The sequence below is a fragment of the Roseobacter weihaiensis genome (assembly GCF_020622345.1).
In the GTDB taxonomy this organism is placed as follows: domain Bacteria; phylum Pseudomonadota; class Alphaproteobacteria; order Rhodobacterales; family Rhodobacteraceae; genus Roseobacter; species Roseobacter weihaiensis.
Map to the genome: position 1 here is coordinate 44,581 of NZ_JACNMO010000012.1, position 12,096 is coordinate 56,676.

Genomic DNA, 12,096 nt, shown 5'->3' on the forward strand with positions numbered 1-12,096 from the left:
TTTCAGCCCCTCAGAAAGCCGGTCATGTATTCGTCAAGCGCCCCGAACCGCTTGATCTCTGCCGCGATGGCCCAGCGCGCAACCCGCTCCGCCCGCGAGGGTGTCTCGATGCTTTGCAGCGCTGCATGAAGATCGGTGAGCTCTTGCAGGATGACCCCCGAGCTGAGGCGCGCGGTGCCGGGCAAACTGTCAACGCGCGGCGGGGCGGCGGTGCGCGCCGCGTCCTTGCGGTGCTCTGCCTCTTGATCGAGCGCCTTGTCGAACCGCCGTCCGGCTTTTTCGACAGACGCCGGGCCGTCCGGCCGGTTCCCGCCGTCAACGGGCGACGCGAGCCCGGAGGCGCGTTCGAAGCCCTCGAGTGGCACGACCTTCATCGCTTCGTCGCAGCGGTCTGCTGCGCCGTGGCAAGCGCGACGGCATAGGTCTTGCCGCCGTGCTCAAGCTTGGTGTGATGCGGTTCGATGGATTTGATCACCCAGCCGCCGGGCAGGGTATCGCCGGTATAGTACCGCAGGCCCTCGACAACGAGATAGGCCCGGTCGATGTGCCAAGCCGATTCAATCATCGGCGTGCGCGGCGGCGCGGTGGGCGACCGGTCGATATCGACCCGCGCGGCTTCGAGCACGTAGCCGGGAAAGCGTGTGTCGAACCAGTGATGAAACTCTTCGAAGGACGCCAGGGCCTCGACGCCGAGGCGTCCGGTCAGCACGAAGCGGTTGTCGTCCAGCCGGACATCGAGCGTGTCGAGTCCAAGCGCGGTCAGCTGTCCGCTCAGGTCCGAGGCCGCCGCGACGTCCTGCAGGGCGGTGGCGGTCTGTAGGGCGGTAGCGGTGTTCGCCTCCGGTGCGACCATGACAGGCGCCGCCGGCAGGGCCGCCGCCTGGGGCTCGACCGAGACCTCGGGCCAGAGCGCCAGAGCGCCCAGCCCAGCAACGAGCGCGAGACCAAGACCACCCGCTTGAGGCAGCAGGGTCCGGAACCTGCGCGCGGGTATGTCGAGCGTCAGGGCGACGCCGCCAAGGTCCAATTCCGATGTGTCGGTCAGGCGGGCGCGATAGCCCGGTTCGATCCGGTCGCCGTCATCAACGCCGACACCTGCGTCATACGCGCTGACATAAAGGCAGCGCCCGTCGCGCGCGATCTCCAAATGCCGGTCGGCAACGGCGGGATCGCACAGAACAATGTCGCAGCCCGCGTCCCGGCCAAGCACATAGCGCGGTTTGTCGAGCGCGACCGACGCCCCCGCGTGACAGCCCGAGCGCACGTGAAGATGGTGCACGGCAACCATGTTGAACCTCTTGAGAATTTGGTGTTGGTGGTGTGGTGGTGGTGTGTCCGGCCAAAGCCGAAACGTGGCCCCGCCGGGGGCCACGCTGCTTGGTTTGCGTCCGGGCTTAGACCGGGTTGACCCGCATCTTGGCCGCCGACAGCATGGTGCCATAGTCGGTTTGCGCGATCATCATCTCAAGGTTCCGCGATGACGCCAGTTCGGTCATCTCTTTGAACTTGTCCATATAGTGCTCGAAACCCTTGGTCGTCTCGGACGTTTCTTGGTCATCGCTGATGTTGGTCCAGCTGAAGTCTTTGTTCATGTTGTTGAAGCTGACCTCTCCGGTGGCATTTCCGTTACCAAGATCATTCGTGCTCTGGTTCTCGGTTATCGAAGAGCCCTGGCCATTGGCAAAGACCTGTTGGTCGTGAACTTCGTAAGTCATGTTATTGCTTCCGGTTACTCCACTGTCTCCGCTCATCGTTGGGTTCCTCCTTTTACGATGGTGATGATGAAAAGGGGCCCCACAATGGGCGACCCCGAGGTATCAGGTGTTCGCGCCCTGCGCGGCCTGGATCACGATACCGGTCGCCTGGGTGGCGAGGTTTACGATATCGTCGGCAAATCCGAGGCTGTCCGAGGTGGCGTCAGTGTTGGCAAGGATTGCCTGCGCCGTATCGTTCAGCTCGCCCGCTTTGAGCGCGAAGGAGATGATATCTTGGCCCGAGACGCTCTCACCGCTGAACCCGGCCTCGAGAAGATTGCTTGCATCCCGACCGATGTTGACCATCCCGTCAATGGCGGCCGTTTCGGCCTGGTTCGACAATCCGACCGTGGTGACGTTCTCGTTCATCTGCTCGAGCATCCGGAGCAGCACGATGAGGTCGTTGATGTCCATCTGGTAACTGCCGTTCGGGTCGATAGCCCCGATGGCCGAGGTCGGATCATTCGGAACGATCTCGGCTTCCTGCATCACGGCGACGCCGGAAATCGAGTAATCCGAAAAGCCATCGTCGGCCGCATCAATCGACAGCGCGGCGATTTCCACGCCGCCACCGTCAAACTCGGCGAACTGCTCACCGCTTTCGGCGCCGGTCACGGTGATCTCGTCGAGCACGTTCCCGTCGATGTCAAGCGCCTGAACCGTAACGGTCTCATCACCATCGCTTTCGCCGGTGAAGAGATCCTGAAAGACCATCCCGGCCCGCAGGGCACCCTCTTCAAGGTTGATCTTCAGCGTGCCGTTTTCCGCGTTGAACTCATCCGACTTGTCGAGACCAACCGTGATGAGGCTGCCGTCCTCGTGGAGGCCGAAAGATCCGTTCTCGACACTCATCATGTCTTGCAGTTGCTCTGCCGAATAGGTGACCTGTTCGAAGATTGGCTCAGGCCGCATGTTATCAGGAAGCCGGATGACATCAGGAAGCGGGTCCGGCTGTGGCGTCGGTCTGAATTCCGGGAGAGGTGTCGTTCCGAAATCCGGAGGAAATGACACACGCTCACCCAGACCGCCGTTGTCGATGTTGTCAGAGACGTCCATCAACTCACCGAGTGCCACAAGGATCGGATCGCCCGAGGCCTTCAGTTCCTCGGGACTGTCATTCACGATTTGACCGATCTCCGTGATGTCTTCGGTGCCGTCGGCATTCAGAATGTCGTTTGCGATGTCGAGGATGATCTCATCAACCCTGTCGCCAACCTCCTGACGGCCCTGATCGACGGCACCATCGCCGAGGTTACCGCCCCGAATGACGAAGTCCAATTTGGCCGACTCCATGCCACCTGCGGCCTTAAGGAACGGGTCGCCTGAGGCCAGGAGGTCGTTCATCGACATGCCTTCGATCTGGGTGCTGAAATCCTCGCCATATTGGGCGATGGCGACGTCCAGCAAGGCTTGCTTGGCCTGGTCGAACTCGCCCAGCACGATAGCGACCCCTGCGTCGGTCCAGACACCATCGAAGTCCACCGGATCGTCGCCGATCACATCATCGCCCGGCGCGATCTCGTTGTCTATTGGGGGAACGTCGGATCCACCATCATCTGACGTTCCCCCGTCACCGTCCTCATCAACGAGCCCGAGAATTGCATCGAGGATATCGTCGAGCGCTACGGACTTTTGAGAGGGGTCGGTGATCTCGTCGAGATCGTCGAAAGCCGCGATAATCTCGCTGAATTCGGCATTGTCGATGTCGACACTATCGCCATCCGCGCCGCCGCTGTCGGGTGTTTCGCCGTCGGGGCCGGATGTGCCGGTATAGGCATTCATCACCCGCTCTCCGGCGTCCTGAAGCGCCGCGCCGAAGCTGCCGACGTGAGGAGCCGAAACACCCGTCCGCATCGCGTCGAAGTGCATCTTGGTGATGTTATATTCGGCACCGTGCAGAAAGTCGGACATGTTCGCGTTTCCGTAAATCCCCCGCGAGTTGAAATTCTGCGTCGACGTCGTGAAGAAGTACTGCGCGTCCGTCAGCTCTTCAAACCCGGCATCGCCGGTGTGGATCACGCCGTCAGGATCGGCATTGGCCGCGTTTTGCAGCCGGACTCCGACCTCTATCAAGTCTTCGGCAGCGGATTGGTTGAGCTGCACTTCATTGCCTTCGATGTTTACGACCGGGAGTATCTCCGTCATGTTCTCTCTCCTTGTTTTCGATATCTGGGCGTCCGGGATCAGACGACCTTGCCTTCCCATTCGCTGGTGCTCGACAAGCCGGCCATGAAGATGATCTGAACGTCGGCCATGGATTGGGACAGCAGGGTCTTCTGAAATTTCTCTTCTTCGTCCGCGCGGATCTCATCGGGCATCTCGGACCACTCGTCGAACTCGCCATAGAGGTCATCGAGCATTGGGGAGGGCGACGTTGCGCTTGATGTTTCGGTCATGTCTCGTCCTTTCTGTCGTCGCGATCTGCAACCTTGGGACAGACCCTGGGATGCGAGTCTTTCAGCAACCTGACGACTTGGGGCTTCAGCCGTTTCATTCCGGCGGATGCACCGACAGTCGCGATCCCGCAGATGTCACGCTGGCGCAAAGTGCGGCGTTGAGGCTTCACGCCCATGCCCGGCCGGAAAGGAGCGACCGCCATGGGCATTCAAACCACCGCCCTGCCCGTGACCGCATCCGGGTGGCATCTTGGCGGGATGCCCCTGCGCCAAAGGATGACGCCAGCCCCACCTGCGCCTTCGTCGCAGGCCGGTGACAACCCGGAAAGGGCCTGATCTCTTCAGAGCTCCACCTGTGATGGCACTCTGACTTCTCCGTCCGCCGGTCTGTGAATTCGGCCCGACCGGAGGTCTGCTCGCCTTAGGGATGCTTGATGGCGAAGTTGCGCAACATCGCAGGGTTCATTTTGACCGTGTTGGCAGCGCTCGGACCTTCCTATTTGTACATCAGAGGGTCTATGTGGTGTGGTGCATGCCGCGCAAACGGCAGATCGCCGTCACCTGACGTCACCAATCCAGCGCCGGACGCAGGGCTTTCTTCGTGATATCCGAAAGGCCACGAGGGAGCCCCCTGTCACGGCGAACCCAGACCTCCACAATGGGCGCCAACCCGTTTTGGAAAGTTCTTGACTTCGGCATTCACCAGCGCCGTTTCAGCTATCGGTCTACCTTGGAAAACCAGCTGTTTGTGGCGGGGGTCTCAATGGCCGCTTTTGCATTCGGTTGTTCGAACAACCAACGGTAGCTTCGCAAGTGCAAGAGTTGCTGCTCTTCAGACAACGCAACTGAAAATATGCTATCATTTCGCCAGCGGGATTTGAAACTGAAGTGTTTCATGTCCCCCCAGGGCCTCTTCGGCCATATAGCTTTTCACCAGAACACCACCTGCCTTTTCAATTACCCGTACCGAAGCGGGATTCTCAGGGCTGGTCGTGATCTCGACGTAATTCAGGCCAATGGCTTTCGCCTCGGGTAGAATCGCACTCAACGCAGCGGTGGCCAGTCCTTCGCCTTGCCGCCACGGCACTACGGCATAACCAATATGACCAGAACATGTGGCTGGCAGCTCTTGGGTCCCCGGCTTCCATCTCAGGCCAATATGACCGCAAAACCCATCTTCCCAGATCCAGCGTCGGATACTCGGCAAGCGAGGCACCTGGGACCCATCCGGCAAGGTTACCGGGCCTGCACTGGCCGCAGGATCATCCAGATCCGAGACGAAAGACACCGCATCTTCCGAGATTTTTGCAAGTTGTTCTTGTGCGGCTTCGGATCTCAAATTGTCTGGTGACCACCCCCGCTGCAGAGCGTCAACATAAGCCGGGATATAAGTAACGTGGGGTTTGAGCAATTTCATCCAGATGCTTTCGTGCCGGCATTCAACAAGAGCAGACTTTCGTTTGTCGTGCGACAATTGGCAATATGGACGCGCCCGGACTTCGCCGCGCGGCGCAGAAACTGACATATTGCGGATCAGGGCGGACCTCCGAAGCGCTGACGCGAAGGTCCGGTTCCGGCGTTGCCCGCCATGCCGCAATCAGGTTAGCATCCGCATATGATGATCGACCCTTTGACCCTTGCTGCGTTTTCACTTGCAGTGGTCCTGTTGGCAATAACGCCTGGCCCGGATCTTTTTTTGATTGTTGGCCGCGGATTGTCTCAGGGACGCGGTGCTGCGATTTACACCGCGTTGGGTTTTTTTCTTGCTGGCGCAGTGCAAGTGCCGCTGCTTGCTTTCGGTTTGGCGACCCTTGTGGCCAACAGCCCGCTGGTCTTTGATCTGATCCGCTACGCTGGCGGTGCCTACCTTATTTGGCGCGGCCTCAAAATGCTCTTCGGATCGGTCTATACCCCGACAGGGGAAGGATCAGCCGTATCCCCCGGCACTGCAATCAGAGAAGGTTTCATCGCCAGCCTCGCAAACCCCAAGGGCCATGTCTTCATGCTGGCTTTTCTTCCGCAGTTTGTTGATCCGGGGGCCGGATCGGTGTCGATGCAGTTCATAATCCTCGGCCTGGTGATGCGGACGGTGGCACTCGCTGTTGAAGTGAGCTTGGCTGCGTTCTCTGGCACGATCGGTATGTTCCTGAGACGGTCGCGCCGCGCACGCGCCTCTTTGGAGCGTGCGGCTGGATTGTTGATTGTTGCTGTGGGGGTCCGGCTCATGCTTCTGGAAAACCCTGCGGAGCTTCGGCAAGATCCCAGATGAGCCGATACCTGTGCAAGATGCAGCATCGGTCATTCTGGGCCGATTCTGTTGAAAAACTCGTAAGTCTAACAATGATATTTTTCTGCCAGAATCCGTTGCAGCAGCCAAATTGGAACTGAGTGTCCGGTTAGGCCTCTGAGAGCCTCAGATATTGCCAACTCTGGTCTTAGGCCGACCCCCTCGACGAATTTCCAGAACGGCTTTCTATGGGCAAGTTTTTCAGCTATTTCCACGATAACCAGAGTTTTTCAACAAAATCAGCTCGAACCAGCCGTTCCATGCGCCAGGCACGAGGAGCCGCATTCCCCGCTCGGGTCACCCCTTTTTGAAAGGTCAAAAAATCTGGCAAAAAGGATCAGCGCACTGGCCAAAAGGCGGGCAACCTACGGGGCCCGTCGCCCTCCCCTCAGGATGTGTCAGGGCAAAGGCAGGCCGCCCTTGGCATACATGAAAGGGCTCATCCGCTCGCGCCTCTTCACAACACCCCCCGTGACGACTTTTGGCAACGGGCTGCCAACCGCCCTGTTACGGGCCCAACGCCTATAATCTGCTGCGGATTGCGGTGAACGCCCCACACCGTGACTGTGTTCTTGGGCTGAACATCCAAGCGCCCCCTTTTCCCCAAGCGCTCCCCCCTGTAAGAGGACGGCACCAATTGCCAGCCCGGGGGACGTAAAGGCCTATGCAAGAGCCTGCCATCACACCAGACCTGATCGCCAGCCACGGGCTGAGCCCGGATGAATACGCGCGTATTCTGCAGATCGTGGGCCGGGAGCCGAGCTTTACCGAACTGGGTATCTTTTCGGCCATGTGGAACGAGCATTGCTCGTACAAATCCTCCAAGAAGTGGCTGCGCACCCTGCCCACGACGGGCCCGCAGGTCATCTGCGGCCCCGGTGAAAACGCGGGCGTGGTCGATATCGGCGACGGGCAGGCGGTGGTCTTCAAGATGGAAAGCCACAACCACCCCTCCTACATCGAACCCTATCAGGGAGCGGCCACCGGCATGGGCGGCATCCTGCGGGATGTGTTTACCATGGGCGCGCGTCCCGTGGCAGCCATGAACTCCCTGAGCTTTGGGGAACCCTCCCACCCCAAGACCCGGCAATTGGTCAACGGCGTGGTCGAGGGCATCGGCGGCTATGGCAACTGCTTTGGCGTGCCGACCGTGGGGGGTGAGGTGCGCTTTGATCCCGCCTATAACGGCAACTGCCTGGTCAATGCCTTCGCCGCAGGCCTCGCGGATGCGGACAAGATTTTCTATTCTGCCGCCTCCGGTGTCGGCATGCCGGTGGTCTATCTGGGGGCCAAGACGGGCCGCGATGGCGTCGGCGGGGCCACCATGGCCTCGGCCGAATTCGACGACACAATCGAAGAAAAGCGCCCCACCGTGCAGGTCGGCGACCCCTTCACCGAAAAACGTCTGATGGAAGCCACACTGGAGCTGATGCAGACCGGGGCGGTGATTTCCATTCAGGACATGGGGGCGGCTGGCCTGACCTGTTCGGCGGTGGAGATGGGCGACAAGGGCAACCTCGGCGTCCGGCTCGATCTGGAAAACGTACCGGTGCGCGAAGAAGCGATGACCGCCTATGAAATGATGCTGTCGGAATCTCAGGAACGCATGCTCATGGTCTTGCGCCCCGAACTGGAGACGGAGGCCAAGGCGGTCTTTGACAAATGGGACCTTGATTTCGCTATCGTGGGCGAGACCGTCGCCGAAGACCGCTTTCTCGTCCTCTATAATGGTGAGGTCAAAGCCGACCTGCCGCTCAAGACACTTGCCGGGACAGCACCGGAATACGACCGGCCCTGGGTTGAGACGCCCTGCGCGCCGCCGCTGGCGGAGGTTCCGGCTGTCGATCCCATCGACGGGCTGCGGGCGCTGATCACCAGCCCGAATTATGCCGCCAAGGAATGGGTATATACCCAATACGACACCATGGTGATGGCCGATACGGTGCGCATTCCCGGCATCGGCGCGGGCATTATCCGGGTGCATGGCACCGACAAGGCGCTCGCGTTCACCTCGGATGTCACCCCGCGCTACGTCAAGGCCAACCCCGTCGAAGGCGGCAAGCAGGCCGTGGCCGAGGCCTACCGCAACCTTTCGGCGGTCGGGGCCAAACCTCTGGCGACGACGGATAACCTCAACTTCGGCAACCCCGAAAAGCCCGAAATCATGGGCCAGTTCGTCGGGGCCATCAAAGGCATCGGTGAGGCCGTGGCCGCTTTGGACATGCCGATCGTGTCGGGCAATGTCTCACTTTACAACGAAACGGACGGGGCCGCGATCCTGCCCACGCCGACCATTGGGGCGGTCGGTCTGATCGACAGTCTGGAGGGTATCATCGGGTGCGATGTGCGCGACGGCCACGTAGCGCTCGTGCTGGGAGAGACCACAGGCCATCTGGGCCAATCCGCCCTTCTGGCCGAGGTCTACAACCGCATCGAAGGGGACGCCCCGCCGGTCGATCTGGCGCTCGAAAAAGCGCATGGGGATTTCATCCGCGCCAACCGCGCCCATATCAAGGCCTGCACCGATCTGTCCGATGGCGGGCTGGCGCTGGCCGCCTTCGAGATGGCAGAGGCAGCGGGCGTCGGGCTCTGTCTGGAGGCGGGCGACACGGCCACGCTCTTTGGCGAGGATCAGGGGCGTTATCTGATCGCGTGCAATTTCGATCAGGCCGAGGCCTTGATGATTGCCGCCAACACAGCAGGCGTGACGCTGCAGACGGTGGGCAAATTTACCGGCGACACCGTGTGGCTGGGCCATGCCAGCGCGCCCCTGGCGGAGCTGTCAGCCACCTTCCGTGAAAGCTTTGCCAACGCGGTCGCCTGACCGTCAGGCCGCGCCGAGCATCTGCATCAGGCGCGCCTTTTCGCCTGTGTCCTCGCGCTGCGAGATCGCGGCCCCCAGCTCTTCGAGCGAGGCGATGGAATGGCCTGCGCGAAAGCTGTCCACATGGGGCAGCATCGCGCCGATCCCGCGCGCCTTGGGCGCAAAGCCTTCCCAGCGCAAGAGCGGGTTCAGCCAGATCAGCCGCCGCGAGGACAGATGCAGCCGCTGCATCTGATGCGCCAGCCGGTCCGGGTCGTCACGGTCGAGCCCATCCGTGATCAGCAGCACGACCGCGCCCTGCCCCATCACCCGGCGCGACCAGGTGCGGTTGAACGCCTCCAGACCGGCCCCGATGCGCGTGCCGCCTTCCCAGTCCTGTGCCTCCGCCCCCGCCGCGGCAAGGGCTGCATCCACATCCCGCTGGCGCAGATGCCGGGTAATGTTCGTCAACCGGGTGCCAAAGGTAAACGCATGCACCCGGGCCCAGCCCGCCCCTTTCTCATTTGCCACCGCATGCAGAAAATGCAGCACCATGCGGCTGTACTGGCTCATCGAGCCCGAGATATCGCAGAGCACCACGAGGTTCGGCCAGCGCGGGCGGGGCGTTTTGAGCATGATGCGCTGCATCTCTCCGCCCTGCCGCATGGCGGCCCGCAACGTGCGCGCAGCGTCAACCCGCGAGCCGATCAGGCTGGCCTGCCCGCGACGCGACGGGATCGGTTTCACCGGCAGCATGAGCCGGGCAATCATCCGCTTGGCCTGCGCCATCTCTGCGGTGCTCATCTGTTCAAAGTCGAGGGTTCTCAAACGTTCCTGCGATGACATCGTGAGGCTGGCATCGATCTCAACCTGCGCCTCCTCGTCCCCCTCTTTCTCAGCGATATCAGGGGCTTCGGCGCCATCCAGCAGCGCTTCGGCGGCGCGCTTCTCAGCCGATTGCGCCTTACGTTCTTCCTGCACGCCGCGCACTGCCGGGATCATCATCGACATCATATGCTCCAGATACCGCGGATCGCGCCAATAGAGCCGAAAGACCTGGGCAAAGGTCGCCCGCTGCTCGGGTTTGTTCACAAAGCAGGCATGCAGAATCCAGTAAAAGTCGCGCCTTTCGGTAAAACCCGCGACCTCGACCGCCCGGATGGCATCGATGACACGCCCCGGCCCGATGGGCAGCCCCGCCCGGCGCAGGGCGCGGGCAAAATGGGTGATATTGCCCGCCAGCTTTGGGTTCTCGGGCAGTTCGAGGGGGGCGTATTCAGGCATCGCATTCCTGTGCATCAAGACCGAGACGTCGGGCAATCTCCACCGCCGCCGCGTCCGGCGACAGGTCCGTCACATCGACAGATATCGCGCCTGCCGGTCGCAACAGGATGCAATCGGCGCGCAGGCGCTCCAGCACCTCCGGCCGCATCAGCTTGCTGCGCGCAGCCCGGGCCGGATCCATCAGACGTCGCTGGTTTTCGTCCTTCGCAATTGTTAGCGTAAAGGCGCGCAGGGGGGCGTTGCGGGCGGCAGCCAATGCCTCCGTCGGCGCAAAAAGCGCGCGGTCATCGGGCGTCTCTTCCAAAGCATCGGTAACAATTATCGGGACATTGGCAGGCAGATCCTGAGCCTCCCGATAGATCAGCGCGCGCAGCTCAATCCGAAATGGCGCGTGCCTCGGATCAGACCGGTCATAAACCGCATTGGCGGGATCGAGCGCCAGATGATTGTGCAAGAGCCGCCCACCAATCCGCCCTGCAAGAGCCCGGCCAATCGTGTACTTCCCCGCCCCCGGCCAACTGCAAAGATGAATAAGCGGTGCGACCACGTCTACGCAGGCTCCAACGATGCTTTGACCTGATCGAGGATGCGCTTCGCCTCGGAGCCCTGCAGCTTCTGGATGTCGTCCTGGTATTTCAGGATGGCACCCAGCGTATCGGCAATGACCTCGGGGCTGAGGGTGACCACATCCAGCGCCAGCAGGCATTTCGCCCAATCGATGGTTTCGGCCACACCGGGCTTCTTGAAGAGATCCTCCGTGCGCAGAGCCTGCACGAAGGCCACCACCTCGCGGCTCAGGCTGGCCGCCGCTTCCGGCGCGCGGGCAGTCAGAATCTCCATCTCGCGGTCAAAGTCAGGATAATCCACCCAGTGATAAAGACAGCGCCGCTTAAGCGCATCATGCACCTCGCGGGTGCGGTTCGAGGTCAGGATCACGATGGGCGGCTCGGGTGCCTTGATGGTGCCAAGCTCCGGAATGGTGACCTGAAAATCGCTCAGCGCTTCGAGCAGGAAGGCCTCAAAGGGTTCATCGGTGCGGTCCAACTCGTCAATCAGCAGGACCGGCGCACCCTGCTCATCCGGTCGCATCGCCTGCAGCAAGGGCCGTTCGATCAGGTAGTCATCGCTGAAAAGTTCTGCCTGCAAGGCCGTGCGCGACGTGCTCTGCGTGGCCTCTGCGGTGCGGATCGCCACCATCTGCGCGGGGAAGTTCCACTCATAGACAGCACTCGACGCATCCAGCCCCTCGTAGCATTGCAGCCGGATCAGACGGCGGTTCAGGCCACTGGCCAGCGCCTTGGCAATCTCGGTCTTGCCGACCCCGGCCTCGCCCTCCAGAAACAGCGGACGGCCCAGGCGCAACGCCAGAAACACCACCGTGCCGAGCGCGCGCCCGCAGACATACCCCTGCCCGGCCAACATCTCTTGCACGGCGTCGATTGTCTCGGGTCTGGTCATGCTGGCTCCTGCGCTTTGACAGCCAGACTGCACCCTCAGCGCGGGGCGTCAACCGTTGATGACACCGTCACCCGCACCTCAATTGACCAAAAACCCGGAAACTGCCATGCTGAC

Annotated in this window: 12 protein-coding genes; 3 read left to right on the top strand and 9 right to left on the bottom strand. The window is 61.3% G+C overall.

All coding sequences use genetic code 11. The annotated features are described in order from the left end of the window. Window positions 1-2: 2 nt before the first annotated feature. The 5 genes from H7847_RS14815 to H7847_RS14835 all read right to left on the bottom strand — a co-directional run bounded on the left by H7847_RS14815 (window position 3) and on the right by H7847_RS14835 (window position 4,150). On the bottom strand, window positions 3-374 hold the full coding sequence (locus H7847_RS14815) for a hypothetical protein (protein ID WP_227270257.1): 372 nt from the start codon (window positions 372-374) through the stop codon (window positions 3-5). Further along, window positions 371-1,288, bottom strand: coding sequence for an FHA domain-containing protein (locus H7847_RS14820; RefSeq protein WP_227270258.1), 918 nt, complete (start codon window positions 1,286-1,288; stop codon window positions 371-373). The genes H7847_RS14815 and H7847_RS14820 overlap by 4 nt, the downstream gene beginning before the upstream one ends. 106 nt (window positions 1,289-1,394) lie before the next feature. After that, entirely contained in the window at window positions 1,395-1,715 is a 321-nt protein-coding gene (locus tag H7847_RS14825; protein ID WP_227270259.1) for a hypothetical protein, read from the bottom strand. A 102-nt stretch (window positions 1,716-1,817) separates the two neighbouring features. Further along, window positions 1,818-3,899, bottom strand: coding sequence for a hypothetical protein (locus H7847_RS14830; protein ID WP_227270260.1), 2,082 nt, complete (start codon window positions 3,897-3,899; stop codon window positions 1,818-1,820). A gap of 38 nt (window positions 3,900-3,937) precedes the next feature. Beyond that, window positions 3,938-4,150 (bottom strand): hypothetical protein, encoded by a 213-nt coding sequence (locus H7847_RS14835; protein ID WP_227270261.1) that lies wholly within the window; start codon window positions 4,148-4,150, stop codon window positions 3,938-3,940. Between the two features lie 201 nt (window positions 4,151-4,351). On the opposite strand from H7847_RS14835, the gene H7847_RS26765 reads away from it, so the two are divergent. Continuing rightward, a complete protein-coding gene (locus tag H7847_RS26765; protein WP_264479582.1) occupies window positions 4,352-4,486 on the top strand; it encodes a hypothetical protein in 135 nt (44 codons plus the stop codon). Window positions 4,487-5,009: 523 nt separating this feature from the next. On the opposite strand, the gene H7847_RS14840 is transcribed toward H7847_RS26765, so the two are convergent. Beyond that, a complete protein-coding gene (locus H7847_RS14840) occupies window positions 5,010-5,567 on the bottom strand; it encodes a GNAT family N-acetyltransferase (RefSeq protein ID WP_227270262.1) in 558 nt (185 codons plus the stop codon). Between the two features lie 201 nt (window positions 5,568-5,768). Between H7847_RS14840 and H7847_RS14845 the strand changes: the two genes are divergently transcribed. Both H7847_RS14845 and purL read left to right on the top strand, forming a co-directional pair. Next, complete coding sequence (locus H7847_RS14845; protein WP_227270361.1) at window positions 5,769-6,419, top strand: LysE family translocator; 651 nt, start codon at window positions 5,769-5,771, stop codon at window positions 6,417-6,419. 682 nt (window positions 6,420-7,101) lie between these two features. Continuing rightward, window positions 7,102-9,261 (top strand): phosphoribosylformylglycinamidine synthase subunit PurL, encoded by a 2,160-nt coding sequence (gene purL, locus H7847_RS14850; protein WP_227270263.1) that lies wholly within the window; start codon window positions 7,102-7,104, stop codon window positions 9,259-9,261. Window positions 9,262-9,264: 3 nt separating this feature from the next. Here the strand turns inward: purL and H7847_RS14855 are convergent, their stop codons facing one another. Genes H7847_RS14855 through H7847_RS14865 form a run of 3 tightly spaced genes read right to left on the bottom strand, consistent with a single transcriptional unit; the run spans window position 9,265 to window position 11,982 of the window. Then, window positions 9,265-10,524 (bottom strand): vWA domain-containing protein, encoded by a 1,260-nt coding sequence (locus H7847_RS14855; RefSeq protein WP_227270264.1) that lies wholly within the window; start codon window positions 10,522-10,524, stop codon window positions 9,265-9,267. Continuing rightward, window positions 10,517-11,071: a hypothetical protein gene (locus H7847_RS14860; protein WP_227270265.1), complete on the bottom strand. Its 555-nt coding sequence runs from the start codon at window positions 11,069-11,071 to the stop codon at window positions 10,517-10,519. Before H7847_RS14860 ends, H7847_RS14855 begins: the two co-directional genes overlap by 8 nt. 2 nt (window positions 11,072-11,073) lie before the next feature. Further along, on the bottom strand, window positions 11,074-11,982 hold the full coding sequence (locus H7847_RS14865) for an AAA family ATPase (RefSeq protein WP_227270266.1): 909 nt from the start codon (window positions 11,980-11,982) through the stop codon (window positions 11,074-11,076). Between the last annotated feature and the right edge of the window lie 114 nt (window positions 11,983-12,096).